This window comes from Actinoplanes flavus (assembly GCF_017592555.1).
Classification (GTDB): Bacteria; Actinomycetota; Actinomycetes; order Mycobacteriales; family Micromonosporaceae; genus Actinoplanes; species Actinoplanes flavus.
Window position 1 is genome coordinate 44,398 of the sequence record NZ_JAGFNS010000033.1, and the last position, 24,441, is coordinate 68,838.

Sequence of the window (24,441 nt, forward strand, 5' to 3'; positions counted from 1 at the left end):
GGTCGCCGGGTTCGCGTCCGCCGGCCGGGTGGCCGAGGCGCCTGTTCTCTTCGACGACCTGGTGACCCTGCCGGATCTGCGGGCGAAGACCTACTGCGCGGCGCTGGAGACGCTGTACCACGAGTATGCCGACCCGATCGACCCGGAACGGGCGCGCGTCTACCTGGCCGCGGCGCTGCCGCACGGACCGGCGTACCCGAAGATCTTCCATTGCGCGGCCCGGGTCTACTTCGCACTGGGTGACCGGGACCGGGTGGTGCGGATGGTGGCCGCCGGAAAGCGTCACGACGGTTCCCTCTGGTTGATCCGCGACGACATGGCGCTGGCCCCCATGTGGTCCCATCCGGGGTACGCGGAGTTGTTCGCCCACCTGGATCCGCCACTGTTCCGCGGCATGGAGGCCGCACGCGCGGCCGGCCCCGCGGCGGTGCGCCGTCTCCGGGCCGGCGGGAGACCCGGCGCCCGGCTGCGGGAGTTCGTCAACCTGGAGTGGGTGGACGTCTGGGGCGACGACGAGGAGACGCTGGCGGCGCTCGCGGACCTGCCGAGGCTGGCCCGGCTGGAGGTGAGTGCCCACGCCCGCGGGCCGTTGCCCACCGGCACCTTGACTCGGCTGGTCCAGGTGCCGTCCCTGGAGGAGTTCACCTTCGAGCGCGGCGGCGAGGCCGTCCGGCCCGGTCAGATCCGGGCGTTGCGGACCGACTTCGCGCGCCGGGACCTGCCGGCGCCGGAGCGCCTGTTGCACGTGGCGCTGTTGTTCGGCACCGGCGACGGCACGGCGGAACAGTCCGGCGTACGCGACCTGGTGGCGGCGATGGACTCGGGCGTGCCGGCGGTCCGGCAGGCCGCGCAACGGCTGCTGGCCGACCGGCTCACCGTTCCGGAGGGTGGCCTGCGCCCGGGTGACGGGGTGTTGCCGGCAGGGAAGATCAATTCCGATCTGGCGGTGCTGGCCGACCGGCTCGCGGAGCTGGGTGCCACCCTGCAACGCCGGCCCGGCCCGGCGACCCGGCTGGTCGTCGTCGGTGAGCAGCACAAGGGCCGGGCGCTGGCACACCTGGATGCCGGCGTCCCGCTGATTCTGGAGTCCCAGCTGCGTGACCTGCTCGACCGGGTCGCACCGCAGCCGCTGTCCGGGGTCGCCGGCGAGGGGGAGGAACTGGCCGCCCGGCTCCGGGCGCTGCTGACGTCACCGGACGAGGCCACCATCAAGCTGGCGGTGGACCTGGCCCGGCAGGGTGGCCTGCCGCCGGGGCTGCTGGAGGAGCTGATCGTCGTCGGGAAGGACACCCGGCTGGGCCGGCCGGTCCGCAGCGGTGCCCAGAAACTGCTCGCCGAACACGCCCCGGCGGCGTTGCGGGACGCGCTGGCCGGCGCGTTCGCCCGGACGAACGTGTTCCGTGACTCGGCCACCTCATGGGACGTGATGTCCGCCGTACACGATCTGGCCGAGCTGTGCCCCGGCACGATCGACGGGGTCCGGCTGCTCACCCTGCTCATCGCCCGGCGGGATCCCGACCGGTTCGGGCGGAGGCTGGACGTCAGCGGTGGCTGGATGACGTTCACGCACCTGCCGCCGTACGTCCTGGACCTGACCGACCTGGGCCACCTTCGCATCGAGCAGGCCGGCCTGGTGGAACTGCCCGACGACATCGGACGCCTCACCGGGCTGCACACCCTCGACCTGGGACGCAACCGGCTCACCTCGCTGCCGGCCGGGATCGCGGAACTGCGCGACCTGCGTCATCTGGACCTGTCCAACAATCACCTCGCCCAGGTCCCGGAGGTCCTGTTCGCGATGGGCGGTCTGGTGCGGCTCAGCCTGGGCCTGTCCAACTGGAAGCCGCCCTGGCCCGTCCACCTGACCACGCTGCCGGATCGGTTCGACGGGCTCACCGGGCTGGCCCATCTGGATATCAGCCACCAGCACGTCGCCGCGCTGCCGGACTCCATGGGCGCGATGCCGAACCTGGTGGGGCTGAACCTGCGGGGGACCCGGCTGCGCCGGCTCCCCGACTGGCTGACCGGCCTTCCGAAGCTGCGCCAGCTGCTGCTGGAGGGTGCGTCGCTCGACGACGACGCGACCAACCGGGACCTGATCGCCCGCCTGCGGGGGCGTGGCGTCACCGTCCGGACCGATCTGGCGGACGCCTGACCGCCGTCGCACCGGGTCTTCCCACCTACCGCGCGTGCGATGTCAGGCGGATCTTGCGCCCGGGCAGGCGGGAGGCTTCCGGCGCCACGCCGTCGGCCGTCAGCACCCACAGCACCGGCATGCGGGGCCGGACGCACAGCTCGCACGGGCTCGGCGCGTGACCGTCGGTGAGATAGACCAGCCCGTCGGCGGCGAGCTCGTTGGCCCGCACCAGTACCGGCCGTAGGCAGGTGCCACCCCGGCCGGTCACCGCCGCCGGCGCCCGCCCCCGGTACCGGTACTCGCGGTGCACCTCGGCGTCGGCTTCCAGCACGGTGATGTCCGCCCCGCGCCGCCACATCCCGTGGATCTCGGCGAAGAACGCGGCGATGTCGGCGGTGGAGACGCTGCCCGAGGTGTCGACCGCGACCACCAGCCGGGTTCGCCGGCGAACCCGGGTGCCCGGCGCGGTGCCGTACCGCTTCGACGGCCGGGACATCACGTTACGTACGAGGGTCCGTTCGCTGGTCGCCCCGAACAGCCGTAACACCCGCTGCCACGGGATCTCCGGAGGCCTGTCGACAAGCTCCAGCCGGGCGACCAATGCGGCGGGCAGGGAACCCCAGCCCCGGCGCCGGGCCCGGCGTACGGTCGAGGCGACCAGGTCGTCGACGCTGTGCGTGTACGTCGACAGCGTCGCCGACGGCAGCGCGGTGAACTCCGGCCACCCGTGATGCCGGGCCGCCCCGGGACCCGCCAGCCAGCGCCGGATGGCCTCCACGGCGCCGTCCGCGCCGCTGTCGCAGCTCCCGTCGGCGCCGGCGTGGCAGGCCGCCCGGAACGGCTCCCGCAGCAGCTCGTAGTACTCGTCCGCGGAACGGTCCGGTGACAGCCGAAGCTGCCCGGCGGTGATCGCGCCGGGGAGGTCGGAAACGTCCATCAGCTGGTTGACCACCAGATCACAGGCCAGGTCCCAGAGCTGCCGTGACGCGTACGCCCGGCCGCGCAGGGGATGCTTGAGCGCCAGGTGCAGCAGTTCGTGCTTGAGCGCGGCGGTCCGGGCCGCGGGGGTCAGCGCCGACCACTCGCCCGTCCCGATCTCCAGGCCGGGCGCCACCGGGTTCGGTACCAGCCGGACCGCCGCGCCGCCGGCACCGACCGACCGGATCGTGCCGACCAGCAGGTGCCCGAAGAACGGCTCGCGGATCAGGAGATCCCGGGCGACCGCGTCGACGCCGGCACGGACCGACCGCGCGCCGGGCGGCTCGTTCACCGCATCGGTCCCGCCATCAGCAGCATCCGTGCCGTGGCCGGGTCGCTGAGCACCCGCGACGCGCCGACCGTACCGTCCAGCATGGCCAGGTCCTGGGCCAGCGCCAGCCGCATGTCCTCGGGCAGCGCATCGAGCCGCAGCATCGACCGAAGGTTGTCCACCTCGGTCGCGGTCAGCTTCGCCCGGCGCGCCGCCAGGACGTTGACCAGCCGGGTACAGACCGCGGCGAGGATGTCGACCCGGCGTTCGGCGCCCTGGTCGGCCAGTTCGGTCAGCCGTGCGGCGACGGGGCCGAACTGCTTGGCCCCGAGGATCTCCTCGGGGGTCACCAGCACGTCCAGACCTCGGTTGACGAAGGCCACGAAGGCCGACACGGTGGCACTGTCCAGACAGGCCTCGCCGAGCATGGTGACCAGGCCGAGATTCGCCCGCAGGTCGGTGATGTCGCGGATCCGGTCGAAGAACTGGACGAGCGTACGCGGCGTGGTGCGTGATCCGGTCACCGTCTCGGGGTACGCCAGCACGAACGCGATGCCGCGCGGGTCGACGTCGTGCGCCTCGGCCCAGCCCGCCCACCGTTTCACGTCGAAGCGCAACGTCACGTGCAGCATCCGGGTGAGCATCGCGTCGTCCATCGGCGTCACCGAGTAGTCACCGCCGTCCGGATTGGCGGTGAGCACGATCTGCCACCGTGCCGGCAGCCGCCACGAGGTCAGGGCGGACCGTTGCAGCAACTGCATCATGCCGCGCAGGATCCGGTCGTCGGCGCGGTTGACGTCGTCGATCAGCAGGATGCCCGGCCCGTCCTGCCGGGGCACCCATTCCGGCGGCGCCATGCGGGTCGCGGTGCCGCCGTCGACCACCACCGGCATGCCGAGCAGGTCGCCCATCTCCTCGAACTGCGCCGGCGCGATCGACACCAGCGGCACGCGGCGGGCGGCGGCCACGGACTCGACGATCTCGGTCTTCCCAATCCCGTGCCGGCCCCACACGCACACCGGGGTCTGGTGCCGGCCCTCGGTGGCCAGCCGGTCGTTGACGGTCATCGCGTGGTCGAGGAACTGCACGAGCTCGCCGGGGTCGCACTCGGTCCCGTACGTCACGTAGGTGAAGGCGCCGGCGGTCATCGCGGATCCACGTCCTCGTCGTTGATCTTCCGCAGGTGAGGCAGCCGGCGAAGAACGGCGAGCAGCTCGTCGTCGGGGTCGTCGGGCAGCGTCAGCTCGGTGAGCGCGGTCAGCTCACCGAGCCATTGCGGGTACTCGTCGATCTCGTTCCTCCACAGCCCGAGGACCCGCAAATTCGTCAGGCGGCGGATCCACTCCGGCACCGTCGACAGGCCGTTGCCGGCCAGCTCCAGCCGGGTCAGGTTGGTGAGCTGCCCGAGCGTGTCCGGCAGGCTCTCCGGGGTGCAGTTGAACCAGTTCAGGTACAGGTCGAGGTCGGTCAGCCGGGTCAGGTCGCCGATGCTCTCCGGAAGCCGGCCCGCGCGCGTGTCGACCAGCGAGAGGTGGGTGAGGTCGGTCAGCCCGCCGAGGACGTCGAGCGGCTCGTCCTCCAGGTTGTTCTCGTCCAGAACGAGCACGCGCAGGCCGGTCAGGTCGGCGAGGACCGCGGGCACCCCGGCCAGGTCGTTCGCCTGGACGTCGAGCTCGACCAGCTGATCGAGTTCGGTCAGCCAGTGCGGCAGGTCCTCGATGTTGTTGAACCGCAGCGTCAGCGACCGCAGATGGGTCAGCTTGCGAACGGCCTTCGGCAGCTCATCGAGACCACACCGGGACAGGTCCAGGGTGGGTGACCGCGCCGCGCGTGCGGCCTCGATCCGTTCCTTCGGCGACATCTTCTCGATCTCCGGCACGCCGCACATGCTAGGCGCCGAGTGCGACCGGCTGGATCGCGCTCGGCGCCGTGCACGGCTAATCCGCCTCGATCACCAGGAGGATCGCGTCCTTGGCGACCGTCGCGCCGGCCCGGGCACGCAGTTCGGTGACCGTGCCGTCGACCGGGGCGGTGAGGGCGTGTTCCATCTTCATGGCCTCGACGACGGCGACGGTCTGCCCGGCGGTGACCCGGTCGCCCTCGCTGACGGCGACGACGGTGACGGTTCCGGGCATGGGTGACAGGATCGGGCCACCCGCTCCGGCGGTCCCGTCGGCTCCGGCGTCCAGCGCCTCGTGGTCGTGCAGCGCCCAGGCCCGCCCGTCGCGCCCGATCCACAGCACCCCGGCCGCGTCCCGGGCGTACGCGTAGGTGCGGGTTACCCCGTCCTGCGTGTGCCGTCCGTCGGCCCGGGTGGCGATCCGTACCGGCGGCCCGCCGTCGATGCTGATCTCGGCGTCGGCGGCCCGCCCCCGGTACCGGATGACGACCGGCTCGTGCCCGGCCGCACTGATCCGCCGGGTGGTCCAGGCCCGGTCGCCGAGCCGCCACCCGCCGGGGACGTCGAACGGGTCGGCCAGAGCGGGCGTGGCCGGTTCCAGGTCGAGCAGGGCCAGCCCGACAGCGGCGCCGAGCACGTCGGACGGCAGGTCCTGGCCGGTGAGCGTGTCGAGGCGGCGGCCGACCAGGCCGGTGTCGAGGTTCCCGGCCCGGACGTCGGGGTCGGCGAGCAGCGCCCGCAGGAAACCGATGTTGGTGCCGAGCCCGAGCAGCACCGTCCCGGCCAGGGCGGCGTCGAGCCGGTGCAGCGCCTCGGCCCGGTCCGCCCCGTACGAAATGATCTTGGAAAGCATCGGGTCGTAGTCGGAGCCGACCACGCCGCCCTCGGCCACCCCGGAGTCGACCCGGACACCGGTGGGCTCGCGCAGGGCCAGGATCCGGCCCCCGGTCGGCAGGAATCCGGCGGCCGGGTCCTCGGCGTACACCCGCACCTCGATCGCGTGCCCGCGCGGCCGCGGCGAGACCGGCCACGGCGCCACCTCGCCGGCCGCGATGCGCAGTTGCGCCTCGACCAGATCGACCCCGTACACCTCCTCGGTGACCGGATGCTCGACCTGGAGCCGGGTGTTCATCTCCATGAAGTACCAGTGGTCGGGCCGGTCACCGGCGACGATGAACTCCACGGTGCCGGCGCCCACGTACCCGCAGGCGCGGGCCGCGTCGCAGGCGGCCGCGCCCATGGCCTGCCGCTGCTCGTCGCTGAGCAGCGGCGACGGCGCCTCCTCGACGATCTTCTGGTGGCGGCGTTGCAGGGAGCACTCGCGCTCGCCGAGGTGGGTGACGTTGCCGTGCCAGTCGGCGAGCACCTGGATCTCGATGTGCCGTGGCGTGGTGACGAGCCGTTCGGCGAGCAGCGTGTCGTCGCCGAACGAGCCACGCGCCTCCCGCCGGGCGCTCGCCAGCGCGGCCGCCAGGTCCTCGGCCCGGTGCACCTCGCGCATGCCCTTGCCGCCGCCGCCGGCCGACGGTTTGAGCAGCACCGGATAGCCGATCCCGGTGATCGCCGCGGTCAGTTCCGCGTCGGAGAGCCCGACGCCCTCGGAGCCGGGGACGACCGGAACGCCGGCCTTCGCCACGGTCTGCTTGGCGCGAATCTTGTCGCCCATCGCGTCGATCGCCGTGGCCGGCGGCCCGATGAAGACCAGCCCGGCGGCCTCGCACGCGGCCGCGAAGGCGGTGTTCTCGGACAGGAAGCCGTAGCCCGGGTGGACGGCCTCGGCGCCCGTGCTGCGCGCCGCCGCGACGATGGCCTCGATCGAGAGGTACGACGAGGCGGCCGCGGCCGGGCCGATGCGGACCGCCAGGTCGGCGGCCGTGACGTGCGGCGCGCCGGCGTCCGCGTCGGAGTGGACGGCGACCGAGCGGATCCCGAGGCGCCGCAGCGTGCGGATGACACGGACGGCGATCTCACCGCGGTTGGCGACGAGGACTGTCGAGAACATGGCGCTCACATCCGGAAGACGCCGAACGCCGGGTCGGCGAGGGGCGCGTTGGCGGCGACGGACAGGGACAGACCGAGGACGGTACGGGTGTCGGCCGGGTCGATGACCCCGTCGTCCCAGAGCCGCGCGGTCGAGTAGTAGGGGTGGCCCTGCGTCTCGTACTGGGCCCGGATGGCGTCCGGGTCGTTGCCGGACCCGACCGTCCCCAGCACGAGGGCGGCCTGTTCACCACCCATCACCGAGATCCGCGCGTTGGGCCACATGAACAGGAACCGGGGCGAGTAGGCGCGGCCGCACATGGCGTAGTTACCGGCCCCGAACGAGCCGCCGATCACCACGGTCAGCTTCGGGACCCGGGTGGTGGCGACCGCGGTGACCAGCTTCGCCCCGTGTTTGGCGATGCCGCCCGCCTCGTACTCGCGGCCCACCATGAACCCGGTGATGTTCTGCAGGAACACCAGCGGGATGCCGCGCTGGTCGCACAGTTCGATGAAGTGCGCGCCCTTCATGGCCGACTCGGAGAACAGCACCCCGTTGTTGGCGACGATCCCGACCGGGTGGCCGTGGATGTGCGCGAACCCGGTGACCAGCGTGGTCCCGTAGTCCGGCTTGAACTCGCCGAACCGGGAGCCGTCGACGATCCGGGCGATGACCTCCCGTACGTCGTAGGGGATCCGCGGGTCGGTGGGCACCGCGCCGTACAGGTCGGCCGGGTCGACGGCCGGCTCCTCGACGGCGATCCGCTGCCACGGCGCGGGCGTCCGCGGCCCGAACGTGGACACGATGGACCGGACGATCCGCAGCGCGTCGGCGTCGTCGTCGGCCAGGTGGTCGACCACCCCGGAGGTACGGGCGTGCACGTCCCCGCCACCCAGTTCCTCGGCCGTGACGACCTCGCCGGTGGCCGCCTTCACCAGCGGCGGCCCGCCCAGGAAGATGGTGCCCTGGTCGCGGACGATGACCGCCTCGTCGGACATGGCCGGCACGTACGCCCCACCGGCCGTGCACGAGCCCAGCACGGCCGCGATCTGCGGGATCCGCCGCGCCGACAGTTGCGCCTGGTTGTAGAAGATCCGCCCGAAGTGGTCGCGGTCCGGGAACACCTCGTCCTGCTTGGGCAGGAACGCGCCGCCGGAGTCGACCAGGTAGATGCAGGGCAGCCGGTTGTGCAGCGCCACCTCCTGGGCGCGCAGGTGCTTCTTCACGGTCATCGGGTAGTAGGTGCCGCCCTTGACCGTGGCGTCGTTGGCGACGATCACGCACTCGCGCCCGGCGACCCGCCCGATCCCGGTGACCATCCCGGCGGCCGGCGCCTGCCCGTCGTACAGGCCGTGCGCGGCCAGCGGGGAGAGCTCCAGGAACGGCGACGACGGGTCGACCAGGGTGTCGACGCGGTCGCGGGGGAGCAGCTTGCCGCGTTCGACGTGCCGGGCGCGGGACTTCTCCGGTCCGCCGAGCCGGGCGGTGGCCAGTGTCGCGTTCAGGTAGGCGACCAGCGCGCGGTGCGCCTCGGCGTTGCGGGTGAACTGGTCACCGCCCGGGTCCACGCGTGTGCCCAGCACCGGATGTGCGGTCATCGGTTCTCCTCAGCAAGGGCGGTCACGGTTCGTGAAGGGCTGGGGCGGCCCAGGTGTTCCGCCATCCAGACGCTCGTGTCGATCAGTTTGCGCAGGTCGACGCCGGTTTCGATGCCGAGCCCGGCGAGCTGCCACAGCAGGTCCTCGGTGGCCAGGTTGCCGGTGGCGCTCTTCGCGTACGGGCAGCCGCCGAGCCCGCCCGCCGACGCGTCCACGGTCGTGACGCCGTGCTGGAGGGCGGTCAGGGTGTTGGCGAGCGCCTGCCCGTACGTGTCGTGGAAGTGCACGGCGATGTCGCCGATGCCGATGCCCTCGGCGGTCAGCGCGCCGAGCAGCGCCGCGACCCGGCCGGGGGTGGCCACGCCGATCGTGTCGCCCAGGCTGAGTTCGGTGCACCCCATCGCCATCAGGCGTTTCGCCACGTCGACCACCCGCTGGGCGGGCACCTCACCCTCCCAGGGATCACCGAAACACATCGAGAGGTACGCGCGAACGCGCACGTCTTCACGACGGGCACGCTCGACGACCGGCCCGAACATGGTCAGCGACTCGTCGACGGTGCGGTTCAGGTTGCGCCGGGCGAACGTCTCGGTGGCACTGGCGAACACCGCGATGTCGCGGACCCCGAGGGCGAGCGCCCGGTCCAGGCCGCGCTCGTTGGGCACCAGCACCGGATAGCGGACGCCGTCGGCGAACGTCAGCCGGCCGAGCAGTTCCTCGGCGTCGGCGAGCTGGGGAACCCATTTCGGGTGCACGAAGCTGGTCGCCTCGACCACGGTGTGACCGGCGTCGACGAGCCGTTCGATGAATTCGGCCTTGACCTCGGCCGGCAGCGGCCGGGCCTCGTTCTGCAGTCCGTCGCGGGGCCCGACCTCGCAGATCGTGACGCGGGCCGGTAGCCCGGACAACGGTGTGACGCCGTATGCGGTCACGGCGATACCTCCTGGGGTTGCTCGTTCGGACCTTAACTGACCGCACGTACGGTCAACAAGCACTGGCGGCAGCCGGAGGGATCTTCGTATAGTGGGCGGGTGACCGTCCGGCCCGCACGCGCCAGCTCCCGAGACGCCATCCTGCGGGTGTTCGCCGAGCACGTGGCGCGCCGCGGTTACGCCGACACCAGCCTCGGGGACATCGCCGCCGAGTTGGGTCTGAGCAAGGGCACCATCGTTCATCACTTCCGCAGCAAAGAGGCGCTGCTCGGGGAGCTGCACGAGGCCTATTTCGGCCGGCGGTTCGCCGAGGCGGAGTTCATTCTCGCCGAGCTGGACGACCCGGTGGGCCGGCTCGTGGCGATGATCTACGCGCTGCTGGCGGCGCACCGCGACGACCGGGCGGCGAGCCTGGCCTGCCTGCGGGAGCTGATCCGCTACTTCGAGGGCGAGCTCAACGATTTCGTCCGCCAGCAGCGGGTCGGCTACACCCAGATCGTGGTGGACATCCTGGCCGACGGGGCCCGGCGGGGAGTGCTGCACACCAGCGACCCGCGGATGACGGCGTTCCACGTCTTCGGCATGTGCAACTACGCGTGGACGTGGTATCAGCCGGACGGCACCCAGTCGGTGGAGGAGATCGCGAGCCGGTTCGCCCGGGAGATCCTCGGTGGGCTGACCGGTTCCACGGAGCAGGGCGCCGCGCTGGACGACCGCATCGCGAGCGCGATCGCGACCGTCCAGCGGGCGCCGGGCCGACTGCCGGCGGGTGTCCCGGCCGTCAGCTGACTTCGGGTTGTTCCGGCCGTCAGTTGACGAATACCGGCGACCCCGCCGAGTCGACGACCGGGGTGTACTTCGCGGTGAAGTAGCCGTTCGTCACGCAGGCGGCCGGTCCGCTGAACTTGTTGAACTGCTGGTCGGTGAAGCTGATCGAGTTGTCGGCGTTGTCCGCCGTACCGGTGATGGTGTTCTTGTCTGCCGTGAAGACGCAGGTCACCGTGCCGAGCAGGGTGCGCAGCACGAGGGTGGCGGAGATCGGCGCGGTGTCCGTGCCGCTCACCGTGACCGTGCCGTCGCTGGCGACCGTGGTGGTGTAGGGCTGGTTGTTGATCGCCACGCTGTTGACGCCGAGGACCCCGATCACCCCGGTGACGGTGCAGTCGGCGAGTCCGAGGGTGGCGCTGAGGGCGGCCGCCCCGGGCGCGGTGGGGTTGTCGTCGACCACCGCGCTGAGGCTGGAGGTCTTGCACTTCATGCCGTTCGCGCCGGCCGCGGCGGTGGCGAAGACCGCCTGGGTGCCGGGGGCCAGGCCGGACGCGATGGTGTCACCGGCGGCGACCGCGGTGCCGGCCGGTGCGCCGGCGGTGAGCACGGTGTCGTCGTCGGCCAGCGCCGGTGCGGCGCCGATCAACAGGGGAACGAGCGCGCCGGTCAGGACGGCGACGATGATGCGCTTGCTGTGCATGGGGGTGCACCCTTCTCTATCAGGAGGCGGCTAGTGCCTGGGTCAGGTCGTCCCAGCTGGGGGAGATGGCGAGCGCCGTGTCGTTGGCGCTGAACACCACCGCGTTCTTCCCGGCCGCCGACGGCAGGCCGAAGGCCAGGTTGATGATGGCGTCGAGGCTGCCCGGGATGAGGCCGCAGCCGTGCGCCTTCGGTACGGCGTACGCGTTGTCGACCAGGGTCGCGCCGGTGAAGCCGGCGCCGAGGGTCTGGAAACCGTTGGGGTCGGGGACGATGTTCAGCGTGCCCGGGTCGCCGGTGGCCGGCCGGTTGGGCGGCGGCGGGCTGGTGGTGCCGGTGGTCGGCTGGAACCGGATCGGGGCGGCGTCCGAGCCGATGTAGCAGCGGCCGCCGAAGAGCGCGTTGCGCAGGCGCAGCTTGACCGGCAGCGTGAAGACCGGGGTGTTGGAGCCGGTGGCCAGCGGGACGAACTCGGTGATCGGTCCGGCCAGTTCCACCTGGGCGAAGACGCTCGTCACGCCGGGGATCAGGTTGCCGATGCCGGGCAGGGTGACCTCGAGCGGCTTCGCGATCAGGGTCTTGCCGCCAGCCGCGGGGACGGTCGAGTAGACGTTGGCGGCGCTGCCGTCCGGGAACTCGCGGACCGGCGCGCTCGCCGGCCAGTAGATGCCGAACTGGACGATGATCGGGTCCTCGAAGGTCACCGTGGTGGTGCCGATCGTGATGCTGCCGCCGCCGGTGACCGAGTGGACGCAGCCGACCTGGAGGTTCGCCGGATCCTTCATGGTCGCGGCGGTGAGCGGGCAGTCGCCGAGGCCGGTGTAGGCGCCGCCCGGGTCGGCGTGTGCCGGGGACGCGGCACCGAGGACGAGGACCGTGGCGGCGATCGAGGCGAGGACGGAGGTGAGCCGTGACGCGGGCATGGGCGCCACCCTTCTTGTCGTCGAAGGAGGTGGCCCGGCCGTTTCCGCAGCGTTCCGGGGATTGAAGGCAACCATCGAGGTCCGTACCTTTCGGTATGAGAAACCTGCGCGGTATCCGATGTCAAGACATTGGGGGATGTCGATGACCGATGCGGTGGTCGGCCCGCTTCCCGGCGCCCGGGCCGGACGTGACCCGGCCCGGGCCATCAAGCGTGGTCCACGGTCCATGACGCCCGAGGCGGTGGCCGCCCGGCAGCGCGAGCGGCTCTACGACGCGCTCGTGCACACGGTCGCCGAGAAGGGCTACGCGAACGCGCGGGTCAGCGACATCTGCGCGGCGGCCGGGGTGACCAGGCCGGCGTTCTACGCGCTGTTCGCCGGCAAGGAGGACGCGTTCCTCGACACGTACCGGCACGGCACCGGGGTGCTGCTGTCGCTGATGGACTCGTCGTACGCGGCGGCCGGCGACTGGCGCACCGGTGCCCGCGCCGCCCTGAAAGTGCTGCTCGACGTGCTGGCCAGCGTTCCGGCGTTCGCCACCATGGCGATCGTGGAGATCGACGCGGCGGGTCCCCTGGCGCGCCGGGAGAGGGCCGAGCTGCTGGGCCGGTTCGCGCGCTTCTTCGCCGATGCCCCACCGGTCCCGGACGGTCTGGTCGACACCGTGGTCGGCGGCGTCTACGCGACCATCTACCGGCACGTCGCCGGCGGCCGGGTCGCGCAGCTGCCGGACCTGCTGCCGATGCTCGGCTACTTCATGATGGCCCCGTTCCTGGGCCGGGACGGTGCCGCCGCCGAGCTGGCCGCGAAGCCGTCCGGCGATCGGGTGGTGGCCCCGTGCGCCACGTCAGATACCGACGAGGTTTTTCACTGACCGAACGCGTCTTGACGGCTCTCGTTACTGGGGCGTAACTTCGCCGAAATCCATCGAGTAGCGCCAATGTGCGGCATCCGCAGTGCTCGCACAGCGTCTTTTCGCAGGGGAGAGTGCATGTCCTCCACATACGGCCGGACCCGCTGGCGCCGGTTCACCGCGATGCTGCTCGGCGGCCTCGCGGCGACCGCCGGCCTGATCCTGCTCACCGGCAAGGGGGTGCTCGCGGCCTCGTTCTCCATCTCCGGCATGCCGTTCACCGTCACCTCGCCCAAATTGCACGGGTACGGCTTCGCCCAGTACGCCGAGATCGACAACATGGCGCCGGGCAGCCCCAACGAGGGCGACACCGGCGGCCAGGTGCTCGTCATCGTCTCCGCCATCCGCGACGCCGAGCTCGACGGCCTGTGCCAGAGCATCGCCCTCGGCGGCATCAACCTCAAGATCACTGCCGGGAGCCCGACCAACAAGGTCACCGCCGACACCCTCGTCGTCGACTCCGACGTGATCACCGCGAACGCCACCTTCAAGACCATCGACATCGGCCAGGACGCCAGCACCCTCGACCGGGTGCCCGGCAAGAAGGGCGCGATCGGGGTCTTCGGCCAGCAGGCCGAAGAGGTCACCCTCACCAACCTGCGGCAGAACAACTACGCCACCACCGCGGCCACGTTCTACCTGCCCAACCTGCGGATGGCCTTCACCTCGGACGGCTGCTGACCATGCCGGACCTCGACGGCGCCCGGGTCTCGCCAGGCACCCGAGCCTGGCGGGCCTGGGGCGCGTGGCGGCACGCCCGCCCGTTCTGGGCCGGCCTGTTCGTCCTGCTCGGCGGCGCGGAGATCCTGTTCACCGTGTGGGCCCCGCTCGGCGTCGTCCTGCACGTCGGGATGCAGGGCTTCATCGGCTACCTGATCCCGGTCGTGATCGTGCTGTGCGGCCTGCTGCTCTGGTTCAACCCGGCCCAGCGCCTCTTCTACTCACTGATCTGCGTCGTCGGCGCGCTCGCCTCGTGGATCACGTCCAACATGGGCGGCTTCATCATCGGGCTGCTGCTCACCCTGATCGGCGGTGCGCTCGCCTTCGCCTGGACCCCCGAGACCGCCGAGGACGGCTCCGAGGGGGTCGCCTAGGAGCTTCTCCGCCCGCACACCATCAGGCTGGCCGTTCCCCTCCATCTCTACCGTATCTCCGCGACGGGGGCTTGCCGCAAGGCCCGGTACATCGGCCAGAATCGCCTGGTGAGCCGCTATATCGTGACGTTGACGGAGATCGACCGGACGGCGACCACCCTCGCCGGGGGCAAGGGCGCGAACCTCGGCGAACTGGGCCGGATCGGTGGGGCGGCGACTGCCCTCGCCGGGGGCGAGGGCGCGAACCTCGGCGAATTGGGCCGGATCGGTGGGGCGGCGACCGCCCTCGCCGGGGGGAAGGGCGCGAACCTCGGCGAACTGGGCCGGATCGGCGGGCTCCGAGTGCCGTCCGGGTTCGTCGTGACCACCGAGGCGTACGACCTGATCGTCCCCGCGATCCGGGACCTGCTGGACGAACTGGCCACGGCCGGCCCGGAGGACCGGGAGACGATCCGCGCGCTCAGCGCGGAACTGCGCCACACCGTCGAGTCGATCCCGCTGCCACCGGAGATCAGCCTGCCGCTGCGCGCGGACACCACCTACGCCGTCCGGTCCAGCGCGACCGGCGAGGACTCGGCGGCCGCCTCCTTCGCCGGGCAGCACGACACCTACCTGAACGTCGCGGCCGGGGCGGTGCCGGAACACGTACGCCGCTGCTGGGCCTCGCTCTTCGCCGAGCGGGCCGTCGCCTATCGGCTGCGCAACGGCATCGACCACCGTACGGTGCGGATGGCCGTCGTCGTCCAGGAGATGGTCAACCCACGGGCCGCCGGGATCATGTTCACCGCCGACCCGGTCAGCGGCGACCGGAAGGTCACCTCCATCGACGCGGCCCCCGGGCTCGGTGAGGCGCTGGTCTCCGGGCAGGTGAACGCGGACGTCTACCGGGTGCGCGACGGCGCGGTCACGGTCCGGGCGCGCGCTGCCGGCCCCGCCAGCCTCGCCCGCCCCGGTCGCGTCGACGGTCCCGGTCGTGTTGATGGTTCCGGTCGTGTTGATGGTTCCGGTCGTGTTGATGGTTCCGGTCGTGTTGATGGTTCCGGTCGTGTTGATGGTTCCGGTCGTGTTGATGGTTCCGGTCGTGTTGATGGTTCCGGTCGTGTTGACGGTGTCGGTCGTGTTGATGGTCCCGATCGCGCCGGCCATCGTGAGGCCGGGTCGCCGCTGGGGGAGCCGCCTGTCCTCACCGACGACGAGGCGCTGCTCCTGGCCGACATCGGTCGGCGCATCGAGGCCCACTTCGGCGGCCCGCAGGACATCGAATGGTGCCTGGACGCCGACGGGTTCGCGATCGTGCAGAGCCGGCCGATCACCACGCTCTTCCCCGTTCCGGAGACCACCGACGACGACAATCACGTATACGTCTCGGTCGGCCACCAGCAGATGATGACCGAGGCGATCGCCCCGCTCGGCCTGTCGGTGTGGAAGCTGACCTCGCCCGGCCACATGGTCGACGCGGGCGGCCGGTTGTTCGTCGACGTGACCAGCCGGCTCGCGTCACCGGCCGTCGGCGCGGCCCTGGCTGAGGCCCTGACCAGGTCGGATCCGCTGATCGGCGACGCGCTGCGGGCCGTCCTCGACCGCGAGGGCTTTCTCCCGCCGCCGCCGGCGGAGACCCCGCCCACGCCGGGCCTGGACCGTCCGGAACCCATCGCGACCGACCCGGCCGTCGTCGCTGACCTGATCCGGTTGCGGCAGGCCGAACTCGCCACGCTCGAACAGGACATCGCGGGCAGGTCCGGGCCGGAGCTGATCGACTTCGTCATCGCCGACATCCAGGGCATCCGGCGAACCCTGTTCGAACCCCGGAACATGCAGGCGATCATGGCCGGGATGGACGCCACCTGGTGGCTCAACGAGAACCTGGAAGCCTGGCTGGGGGAGAAGAGCGCCGCCGACACGCTCAGCCTGTCCGCCCCGGGCAATGTCACCTCGGAGATGGGGCTGGCGCTCCTGGACGTCGCGGATGCGCTCCGTCCGTACCCCGAAGCTGTTGATCTTCTGTCGCAAGCCGCGGACGACGGCTTCCTGGACCGGCTCCCGGAGCCTGCGCGCGCCGCGATCCAGGGTTTTCTCGACGAGTACGGCATGCGCTGCGTCGGCGAGATCGACATCACGCGGCCGCGGTGGAGCGAACACCCGCTCGCGATCGTGCCGATGATTCTCAGCAACATCCGCAACGCCGAACCCGGCGCCCGTGCCCGCCGCGTCGAGCACGGCCTGCGGGAGGCCGCTCGCAAGGAGCGGGAGGTGCTCGCCCGCCTGCGGGAACTGCCGGACGGCGAGGCCAAGGCCGTCGAGACGAAACGGATGATCGACCGGGTCCGTACCTTCATCGGCTACCGCGAATATCCGAAGTATCACCTGGTCAGCCGCTATCTGATCTACAAGTTGGCGCTGCTGGAGGAGGCCCGTCGCCTGGTCGATGCCGGGGTGCTCGTCAATGTTGACGACATCTATTACCTCAACCTTGACGAACTTCACGACATCGTACGAACGAAGCACGCCGACGCCCGTCTCATCCGTGACCGCCGGGACGCGTTCCGGTCGTATCAGGCGCTCACCCCGCCGCGGGTCCTCACCTCGGACGGCGAGATCGTCACCGGCGTCTACCGGCGTGACGACCTGCCGCCCGGGGCGCTGGCCGGGCTGGCGGTCTCGGCCGGAACCGTCGAGGGCCGGGCCCGCGTCCTGCACGACCTGGCCGACGCCGACCTGGCGCCCGGCGACATCCTGGTCACCCCGTTCACCGACCCGAGCTGGACACCGGCTTTCGTCACGGTGGGCGGCCTGGTCACCGAGGTCGGCGGCCTGATGACCCACGGCGCGGTGATCGCCCGGGAATACGGCCTGCCCGCGGTAGTCGGCGTGGAAAACGCCACCACCATGATCAAAGACGGTCAGCGCATCCGCGTCCACGGAACACACGGCTACGTCGAAATCCTCTAACCCCACCGCCCGCCCCTCGTCGCTCGTTGCCGCCCGGCGCTCGCCGTCCGTCGCCGCTCGCTCGCCGCTTGCGTGCCCGCTCGTTGCCTGCCCGCTCGTTGCCTGTCACCCGCCGCCGTCCGCCGTCGCCGCCTGCTGGCCACTTGCCGCCTACTGGACTGCCTGCCGCCCACCCGTCGCCTTCCGTCGCCTGCCCTCGCCCGCCGCTGACTCTCGGGGGCACGGCGTCGCGCCGCCCGCACCTCTCACACGCCGATCTTGGACGATTTGCCACCGTTTTCGGTGGTATGGCGTTCAAGGCCGGGTGGTCTGGTGGTGTGGGTCGCGCAGCATGCCGCCCGGGCCGCGAAAGGCCCGAGCCGTTCGCCGGCTTTCCGTATCCGTCGGCTCTTGCCGTATCCGCTGACTCTTGGCGTCGGCCGACTTTCGGTGTCTGCCGACTTTCGGCGCCGAAGACTGATCGATCGGCGGACCCGGCGTCCGTCGCCGGTTTACCGTTGAGCGCGCGAGAATGCGGTATTCCGTTTCGGACACGAGGAGATACACCTTTCATGCGCCGTACCATCCTGGGGGCCGTCGTCGCGGTCGCCGCCACCCTGGTCAGCACCACCCCGGCCCAGGCCGCCGCACCCGCTCTGCGGTTCCACTCCACGCAGTACGACTCCCCAGGCAAGGACACCCGCTCCAACACGTCCCTCAATGCTGAGTGGATCGCTCTCGTCAACACGAGCAGCAAGGCCGTCAACCTGTCCGGCTGGTCAATTGTTGACAAGTCTAAGACGTACACCTTCGGCAATGTCACCATCGCCGCGAACGGCGGCAAGGTCTACCTGCACACCGGCAAGGGCACGAACACGAAGACCCACCTGTACTGGGGTTCCGGAAACTACGTCTGGAACAACACCGGCGACACCGCCACGCTGCGTACCAAGGCCGGCAAGACCCACGACACCTGCAAGTGGGGCAACAAGTCGGGCCGCACCCGCGTCGCCTGCTGACAACCACCTTCCGGTACGCCGGACGCCATCGTCGTTCCGGTAGAGCCGTTCCGCCCGGCCGGCGAGCGGTTGCTGCCCGCTCCGTCCGCCACGGCGGTGCACGTGGGCGTACCGGAAACGGTGGAGGGGAGACGCGGACCTCGCGCCACGGCGGTGCACGTGGGCGTACCGGAAAGTGGTGGAGGGGAGACGCGGGTCTCGCGTCAGCGGGGGCGCACGTAGGCGTACCGGAAATGGCGGAAGGGAGACGCGGACCGCGCGTCAGCAGTCGAAGACCGACCAGCAGATGTCGTTGCGCAGGCGCTGGTCGTCGAGGACCAGCTCCCGGATCGGGGCGGGGAGCTGGTCACGTTGCCATCGGCATTCGCGGCGGCCGGCGGATGCGGCGCCGGCCTTCGGGGCGGCGGCGCGGACGGCCTTGATGGCGTAGGCGGCCGCGCCCAGCTCGTGCGCGGCCACGTGGGCGACGACTGCGGCCTGGCCCGCCGCGTAGGCCGCGTGCCGGGCCGCGCCGCGCAGATCCCGGGCCGCGCCCATCGCGTGCCCACCGGCCGCTCGTGCCTGCATCATCCGTACCTCGCCGCGGGTCCAGGCGCGGGCGTGTGCGATCGCCTCGCGGGGCCGGGGGTCGTCCGGGTGTTCCGCCTCGAACAGGTGCAGTACATGCTCGGCGCAGGTGGCCGCCCACAGTGCGAGCAGATGGTGGTTCTCGTCGGTGAGGCTTCCACCACGGCGCAGCGTGATGAAACGCGGATCGCGGACCTTCGGCAGGATCATGGCGAGCGTCGTCAGATGGCCTGGCCGGAGATGAACGGGAGCCAGCCCGCATACCAGCCGGACAGCAGGGCCAGGGCGCCGAGCACGATGATCAGGTCGCGGTTCTTGAGGCGGGCCAGCAGCAGCGCCGGCACCAGCAGGACCGGGAACGCGGGCAGCAGGTGCCGGCCCACCATCGACATGTGGGTGCGGGAGCCGGTGGCCATGATGAGCATGACGGCCGCGAAGACGGTGAGTTGCCACGGGGCCCGGCTGACCAGCAGGGCCAGCAGCAGGATGAAACCGGCCAGGAACAGCAGGGACAGCACCCGGATGGGCTTCTGTGAATTGTCGTCGTCCACGCCGATGAGGATGTCGGTGGACATGTTCCAGGTGTTCTCGAAGTAGTCCCACCGTGCACCGAACGTGTTCTCGTGAATGCCGAAGTAACGTTCGTAACCGCCGAGCTTGGCCGAGGCGTAGGCGATGTAGGCGAGCAGCCCAGCCGGGGCCAGGGCCATGGCCGCGTACGGTCGCCAGCCGCCGCGCCGGGAGAAGGCGGCGACCAGCGCGGCCAGGCCGACGGTGCCGATCAGCACGGCGGCGGTGGGACGGCTCAGCCCGGCCACGCAGGCGAGCGCCCCGGCGATCAGCCAGCGCTCCTTGAGTACGGCGTAGAGCGCCCAGGCGGCGAGCGCGGTGAACAGCGACTCGGTGTAGGCGCCGTTCTGGGTCAGGGCGGCGGGCACCACGGCCCAGACGGCGGCCAGCATGACGCCGGTGCGGTGGTCGCGGACGTGGCGGCCGATGGCGTACAGGCCCCAGGCGGCCGCGATCGCCGAGACGAACGAGACGATCAGGCACGCGACCTCGGGGGAGATGCCCAGGAAGGTCAGCGGGCGGGCCAGCCACGGGTAGAGCGGGAAGAAAACCAGGCGCATCTCGTACGGGATGCCGTCGGCGTCGACCGCACCGACCGGGCCGCCCAGTCCGCCACCTGCGATTTTCGCGTACCAGCGGCCGTCCCAGGACAGCAGCGCGTCTAGGATCGAGGTGAAGCTTCGCCACTGGTTGTTGATCGAACCGTCCGGGAAGACCTGCCGGCCCGGGGACCGGACCGCCGCGTGGGACGCCAGGATGTGCATGACCCAGAGGCTGACCGTGCGCAGCAGCAGGTAGAGGTAGATCGCCGGGGCCGCGTGGCGGGCCGCGGTGCGGAGCCGGGCGAGCCGGTCGGCGGCGGGGTCGGCCGGGGCGGCCGCGTCTGCTGCCGTGTCTTCGCGGGTCGTGGTGGCGTCGGAAATGGGAAGAGCCTTTCTGGACAGGTCGGGAGCGCTCCCAGGGCAAGTTTCGACCGCATTGACATGAATAGTTGCGCCAGGTTACCGCAGCCAGGCTATACGCGGCGCAACGGGAACGTCGCCGAGCCGCGCCGGATCCGCCACCCGGCGGGCCGCCGCGTGCACGGCGCCGGATCGGCCGGCCGCCGGACGGCGGCCGCGGGCGCGATGTCGGCCCGGCCGGCGGATGCGGGCGCGTACCGGGCCGGCCGTCGCGTGCGTGACATCGGGTTGACCGGCCTCGATCGGTCGGCTACGAAAAGTTAATCAGAATTCGCACCTGGCGAGAGGGCTCCGATGACCGTCACCGACATCCTGTCCCCCGAATGCCTGGCCGACCCGGTTCCGGTCTGGGAGGCGTTGCGCGAGACCGACCCGCTCAGCTTCCACGAGGGCTTGAACGCCTACGTCATCAGCCGGTACGACGACGTCGAGCGGGCCTTCAAGGACCCGGTGTTCACCAGCGACAACTACGGCTGGCAGCTGGAGCCGGTGCACGGCCGCACGATCCTGCAGATGGACGGCCGGGAGCACTCGATCCACCGGCGCCTGGTCACCCCGGCCTTCAAGGGCAGTGAGCTGACCTCGAAGTTCGTCCCGGTGATCCGGCGCAACAGCCGCGAGCTGCTGGACGCCTTCCGGGGCGACGGCGAGGTGGAGCTGGTCGACGCGTTCACCACCCGCTTCCCGATCAACGTGATCGTCGACATGCTCGGCCTGCCGCGGGCCGACCACGAGCTGTTCCGCCGCTGGTACACCTCGATCATGGCGTTCCTGTCGAACCTCACCCAGGACGAGACGGTCACCGCGAACGGGATGCGGACCCGGGACGAGTTCCAGGAGTACATGCTGCCGCGCATCGCCGAACGCCGTGCCGAACCCCGCGACGACCTGCTGTCGCTGCTCGGCACCGCGGAGATCGACGGCGAGCGGATGTCCGACCTGGAGGTGAAGGCGTTCGTCAGCCTGCTGCTGGTGGCCGGCGGCGAGACCACCGACAAGGCTCTCGCCAACATGATGCTCAACCTGATCCGTGAGCCGGAACAGATGGCGAAGGTGCGCGCCGACCGGTCGCTCATCGGCAACGCGCTCGCCGAGACGCTGCGACATTCGCCGCCGGTCCAGATGATCATGCGGCAGCCGTCCGAGGACGTCGAACTGTCCGGCGGAACCGTTCCGAAGGGCGCCACCGTGATCTGCCTGATCGCCGCCGCCAACCGGGATCCGCGCCGCTACTCCGACCCCGACCGGTTCGACGTCTGCCGCACCGACCTCGACTTCTCCAAGGCCTACACGGCCGCCGCGAATCACACCGGATTCGCGCTGGGCCGCCATTTCTGCGTCGGCGCGATGCTCGCCAAGACCGAGGTCGAGATCGCCGCGAACGATCTGCTCGACGCCATGGACGACATCGAACTCGCCGCGGCGCCGGTGCTCCAGGGCCTGTTCACCAGAGCTCCGTCGAACCTTCGCCTGCGATTCCGTCCGGCTCACTGACAACGGCAGAACCGGGTTCGGGTACGCGTACCCGAACCCGGTTTCGAAAGGTCTTTCAGCCGCTGACACTCCAATCCTGGACGTCGATCTGACTGCCGCCGTAACGCGGGGCGAAGAAGCTGAGCGTGCCGAGCGTCTTGAGGCGCTGGTGGTCGATCAGCGGGTCGGAGTAGTAGACGGCCGAGGACGTGTAGCGGATCACCCAGTCGGCCCAGCCGGACGCTTTCGACGCGGTCTGGATGTGCAGTTTCCGGGTCGACGAGTCACCGCTGACGACATAGAGGTTGTCCTTGGCGTCGACCGCGATGTCACCGCGGGCGGACCGTTCCAGGAACGGCGTGTAAGTCTGGTGCCACACCTTGCTGGCCTTGTCCCGCCAATAGTGCACGAGAACGGCGGATTCGCGCGCGGCCGTGAAGTCGGTGTTGCTCGCGGCCGAGGCGGGCAGGTGCGAGGCGAGCACGTGCACGATGCCGGCCGCGTCGACGACCTGCGACTCCTGGTTGATCAGGCCGCGGTTCTGGTCGATGGTCCACACTTTCAGTCCGGCGGCGTTCGAGGCCAGGGGTGTGGATCCGGTGGTGGCGATGACGGTGCCCGCGTTGTTGCGCCAGGTGCGGCCCTTGTCCTTGCTGTACGCGTAGTACAGGTCGTGGTTGGTGCTGGCGTTCGACGTCTCCCGCACCGTCCACGTGACGTGCAGCAGCGGCGCCGCCGGGTCGTAGTTGTCGTACTCGATGCCGAACAGGTAGGCGTTGTTCCCGGCGGTCGTCCCGTCGATGAACTCGCCGATGTAGCTCCAGGCCCCGGCTTTGTATTCGTAGAGCACCTCGTCGCCGGTGCCGCTGTACCCGGTCCGGATCGCCAGTTGCAGGGAACCGTCCGGATGGGCGAAGAACTGCGGATAGGTGACCACGTCCATGCTGGTGCCGGTCAGTTTCGTCTGCACGGCCCCGAAACTCGCGGTCGACCACGAGGCTGCGGTGGCCAGCCCGGCCACCGACTTGCGATAGCGGAACTGCGACGAATGCGTGTCGAACGCCAGGTGGATCGTCCCGTCCGACGGCGCGATCCCGATGCTGATGGTGTTGTGTGAATCGGTCGACGTGGTGACGTAGTCGGTGAGCCGCAGATGCGACCAGGCCCCGGACGGCACCTGACGGCGGGACAGGTTCACATAGCCGTTCTGGTCCCAGAAGGCGGCGTACTGCCGGCCTTGATAGGTGACGATGCCGTCCTGCTGGAACGACTCGCCGTTCATGTAGCCGGTGTAGGTGAGCGCGGTGCGGCCATTCGTGGTCAGCACCGTGGTCGACGAGTGGGTGACGGTCGGTGCGGCGGCCGCGGCGGGGAGAGCGGCCAGCACGATGGCCGGTATCGCGATGAGAGCGGTGAGGACTGTGAATCGTTTCATCGTTCCTCGCAGGGGGACGGAGGTCAATGCGAATGAGCGGTGGCGGGAACGTTAAGCCGCTGTTTCCAGGTCGTCAAGCTGCGAGTTCCCGTCCCGGTTTCCGTAATCTGAGGGCGCCGTTCGCGGCCCGCGAAGAGGAGAACCGGCGGTGAACCGGCAGTGCACTCCGACCTGGGGTGTTGCATCGATGCCAGATCGCGCCAAGGCAGGCGGGGTTGACCGCACCGTCGGGTCGGCGGTCCGTCCCCGAGGCTGTGGTCCGGGCACGGCGTGGCCTGGCCCAGCGGGGATGCCGAGCAGGCTGGAGGGTGGTCACCGTGCGCGGCACGACAGGAAGGTCTTCCGTTCCTCGCCGGCGCCGTCGGCGGTGAATGCGTCGGTGAAGTCCTCCAGCGCATAGGTGTCGCCGAGCAGATCCGTGACGTCGTGCTTCGCCAGGAAGGCCAGTGCTTCGGTGAAGGGCGCGTAGGACGCCGACTCGAGGACGAGTTCCTTGCGCAGGACGGCCCTCAGGTCGATCGGGACGGCGGCGGCTGGGCGGCTCTTCAGAATGATCCGGCCGCCGGGGCGGACCGCCCGGATCATCTCGTCGAATGCCGGCCCGGTCGGCCGAGTCTCGATGACGTAGTCGTACGCGTCCGTCTCCAACGGCGTCGCCGAGTCCTCCGCGTAGGTGTCCACGATGTCGAAACCGGCTGAGTGCAGGATGCGCTTGGTCAGCTCGGCGATCCGGTTGTCTCCGTAGAGCAGCCCGCGTTCCTGTGGGTGGACGGCGGTTTTACGGACGGCCATCGCCGCGCAGACCGGCTCGGCGTACGCGCCTTCCCGGAAGGACAGGTGATCCGGCAGATGGTGCACCACGTCCGCGGGTACGGCGACGTACTCGGCGAACGCGCCGTGGCGCCCGATTCCCAGGAAGTCGTGGTGCGGGCAGCACTCCGGTTCGTCCACCGCGCACCGTCGGCACAGGCCGCAGGGGATCACGGGCATGACCGCGACCCGGTCCCCCGGGGAGAACCGGTGTACCTCCGGGCCGAGGGCGACGACGACTCCGGCGAACTCGTGGCCGAGGATCAGCGGATCGGCGCAGGGCAGCAGCCCCCTGGCGGCGTAGATGTCGGTGCGGCACACTCCGGCGATCTCGACTCCGATCAGGACCTCCCCATGAGCCGGCAGAGGAACCGGGACCTGGCTGACGGTCACCGAGGTGCCGCGTTTGACGACCGCCCGCATCCGCGTGGGCATCACATCCGCCACAGCCGGACTTCCCTTCGTTTCGCTCAGATGCTGGAA

The 24,441-nt window shown here is 70.7% G+C and carries 21 protein-coding genes; 8 read left to right on the forward strand and 13 right to left on the reverse strand.

Annotated features, from left to right (window positions below; genetic code table 11):
- Positions 1–1,555 precede the first annotated feature (1,555 nt).
- The gene (locus J5X75_RS44970; protein ID WP_238490582.1) at positions 1,556–2,155 is read left to right on the forward strand and encodes a leucine-rich repeat domain-containing protein; all 600 of its coding nucleotides are present in this window, start codon (positions 1,556–1,558) and stop codon (positions 2,153–2,155) included.
- A gap of 25 nt (positions 2,156–2,180) precedes the next feature.
- Here J5X75_RS44970 and J5X75_RS36275 read toward each other — a convergent pair whose 3' ends face one another.
- From J5X75_RS36275 to J5X75_RS36300, 6 genes are read right to left on the reverse strand one after another with little or no spacing between them, the layout of a single operon-like run.
- Positions 2,181–3,407: a vWA domain-containing protein gene (locus tag J5X75_RS36275; protein ID WP_208472126.1), complete on the reverse strand. Its 1,227-nt coding sequence runs from the start codon at positions 3,405–3,407 to the stop codon at positions 2,181–2,183.
- Positions 3,404–4,534, reverse strand: coding sequence for an AAA family ATPase (locus tag J5X75_RS36280; protein WP_208472127.1), 1,131 nt, complete (start codon positions 4,532–4,534; stop codon positions 3,404–3,406). The genes J5X75_RS36275 and J5X75_RS36280 overlap by 4 nt, the downstream gene beginning before the upstream one ends.
- Positions 4,531–5,265 carry a leucine-rich repeat domain-containing protein gene (locus J5X75_RS36285; protein WP_208472128.1) on the reverse strand — a complete coding sequence of 245 codons (735 nt, stop codon included), beginning with the start codon at positions 5,263–5,265 and terminating at the stop codon, positions 4,531–4,533. Before J5X75_RS36285 ends, J5X75_RS36280 begins: the two co-directional genes overlap by 4 nt.
- A gap of 58 nt (positions 5,266–5,323) precedes the next feature.
- Entirely contained in the window at positions 5,324–7,288 is a 1,965-nt protein-coding gene (locus tag J5X75_RS36290; RefSeq protein WP_208472129.1) for an acetyl/propionyl/methylcrotonyl-CoA carboxylase subunit alpha, read from the reverse strand.
- A 5-nt stretch (positions 7,289–7,293) separates the two neighbouring features.
- Positions 7,294–8,865 carry a carboxyl transferase domain-containing protein gene (locus J5X75_RS36295; RefSeq protein ID WP_208472130.1) on the reverse strand — a complete coding sequence of 524 codons (1,572 nt, stop codon included), beginning with the start codon at positions 8,863–8,865 and terminating at the stop codon, positions 7,294–7,296.
- Positions 8,862–9,797 (reverse strand): hydroxymethylglutaryl-CoA lyase, encoded by a 936-nt coding sequence (locus J5X75_RS36300; protein ID WP_208472182.1) that lies wholly within the window; start codon positions 9,795–9,797, stop codon positions 8,862–8,864. Before J5X75_RS36300 ends, J5X75_RS36295 begins: the two co-directional genes overlap by 4 nt.
- A gap of 99 nt (positions 9,798–9,896) precedes the next feature.
- Between J5X75_RS36300 and J5X75_RS36305 the strand changes: the two genes are divergently transcribed.
- Positions 9,897–10,586, forward strand: a complete 690-nt coding sequence (locus J5X75_RS36305; protein WP_208472131.1) for a TetR/AcrR family transcriptional regulator — start codon at positions 9,897–9,899, stop codon at positions 10,584–10,586.
- 19 nt (positions 10,587–10,605) lie between these two features.
- Here the strand turns inward: J5X75_RS36305 and J5X75_RS45725 are convergent, their stop codons facing one another.
- A complete protein-coding gene (locus J5X75_RS45725; RefSeq protein ID WP_208472132.1) occupies positions 10,606–11,265 on the reverse strand; it encodes a Tat pathway signal sequence domain protein in 660 nt (219 codons plus the stop codon).
- Positions 11,266–11,284: 19 nt separating this feature from the next.
- Positions 11,285–12,187, reverse strand: a complete 903-nt coding sequence (locus J5X75_RS36315; RefSeq protein ID WP_208472133.1) for a hypothetical protein — start codon at positions 12,185–12,187, stop codon at positions 11,285–11,287.
- 142 nt (positions 12,188–12,329) lie between these two features.
- Between J5X75_RS36315 and J5X75_RS36320 the strand changes: the two genes are divergently transcribed.
- From J5X75_RS36320 to J5X75_RS36340, 5 genes are all read left to right on the forward strand, one after another.
- Positions 12,330–13,061: a TetR/AcrR family transcriptional regulator gene (locus J5X75_RS36320; RefSeq protein WP_208472134.1), complete on the forward strand. Its 732-nt coding sequence runs from the start codon at positions 12,330–12,332 to the stop codon at positions 13,059–13,061.
- Between the two features lie 117 nt (positions 13,062–13,178).
- Positions 13,179–13,781 (forward strand): DUF6230 family protein, encoded by a 603-nt coding sequence (locus tag J5X75_RS36325; protein WP_204297933.1) that lies wholly within the window; start codon positions 13,179–13,181, stop codon positions 13,779–13,781.
- Positions 13,782–13,783: 2 nt separating this feature from the next.
- Positions 13,784–14,194: a DUF6114 domain-containing protein gene (locus J5X75_RS36330; protein WP_208472135.1), complete on the forward strand. Its 411-nt coding sequence runs from the start codon at positions 13,784–13,786 to the stop codon at positions 14,192–14,194.
- 108 nt (positions 14,195–14,302) lie between these two features.
- Positions 14,303–17,143: a rifamycin-inactivating phosphotransferase gene (gene rph, locus J5X75_RS36335; protein WP_208472136.1), complete on the forward strand. Its 2,841-nt coding sequence runs from the start codon at positions 14,303–14,305 to the stop codon at positions 17,141–17,143.
- A 551-nt stretch (positions 17,144–17,694) separates the two neighbouring features.
- Positions 17,695–18,141 carry a lamin tail domain-containing protein gene (locus tag J5X75_RS36340; protein ID WP_208472137.1) on the forward strand — a complete coding sequence of 149 codons (447 nt, stop codon included), beginning with the start codon at positions 17,695–17,697 and terminating at the stop codon, positions 18,139–18,141.
- Between the two features lie 261 nt (positions 18,142–18,402).
- Here J5X75_RS36340 and J5X75_RS36345 read toward each other — a convergent pair whose 3' ends face one another.
- The 3 genes from J5X75_RS36345 to J5X75_RS36355 form a co-directional block, all read right to left on the reverse strand.
- Positions 18,403–18,918 (reverse strand): putative immunity protein, encoded by a 516-nt coding sequence (locus J5X75_RS36345; protein ID WP_208472138.1) that lies wholly within the window; start codon positions 18,916–18,918, stop codon positions 18,403–18,405.
- A gap of 11 nt (positions 18,919–18,929) precedes the next feature.
- On the reverse strand, positions 18,930–20,042 hold the full coding sequence (locus tag J5X75_RS36350) for a glycosyltransferase family 39 protein (protein ID WP_208472139.1): 1,113 nt from the start codon (positions 20,040–20,042) through the stop codon (positions 18,930–18,932).
- 251 nt (positions 20,043–20,293) lie between these two features.
- Positions 20,294–20,464, reverse strand: a complete 171-nt coding sequence (locus tag J5X75_RS36355; RefSeq protein ID WP_208472140.1) for a hypothetical protein — start codon at positions 20,462–20,464, stop codon at positions 20,294–20,296.
- A 70-nt stretch (positions 20,465–20,534) separates the two neighbouring features.
- Between J5X75_RS36355 and J5X75_RS36360 the strand changes: the two genes are divergently transcribed.
- Positions 20,535–21,734: a cytochrome P450 gene (locus tag J5X75_RS36360; RefSeq protein WP_208472141.1), complete on the forward strand. Its 1,200-nt coding sequence runs from the start codon at positions 20,535–20,537 to the stop codon at positions 21,732–21,734.
- Between the two features lie 55 nt (positions 21,735–21,789).
- Here the strand turns inward: J5X75_RS36360 and J5X75_RS36365 are convergent, their stop codons facing one another.
- Together J5X75_RS36365 and J5X75_RS36370 are read right to left on the reverse strand one after the other, a co-directional pair.
- Entirely contained in the window at positions 21,790–23,148 is a 1,359-nt protein-coding gene (locus J5X75_RS36365; RefSeq protein WP_208472142.1) for a BNR repeat-containing protein, read from the reverse strand.
- 312 nt (positions 23,149–23,460) lie between these two features.
- Positions 23,461–24,405 carry a zinc-dependent alcohol dehydrogenase gene (locus J5X75_RS36370; RefSeq protein ID WP_208472143.1) on the reverse strand — a complete coding sequence of 315 codons (945 nt, stop codon included), beginning with the start codon at positions 24,403–24,405 and terminating at the stop codon, positions 23,461–23,463.
- Positions 24,406–24,441: the final 36 nt, after the last annotated feature.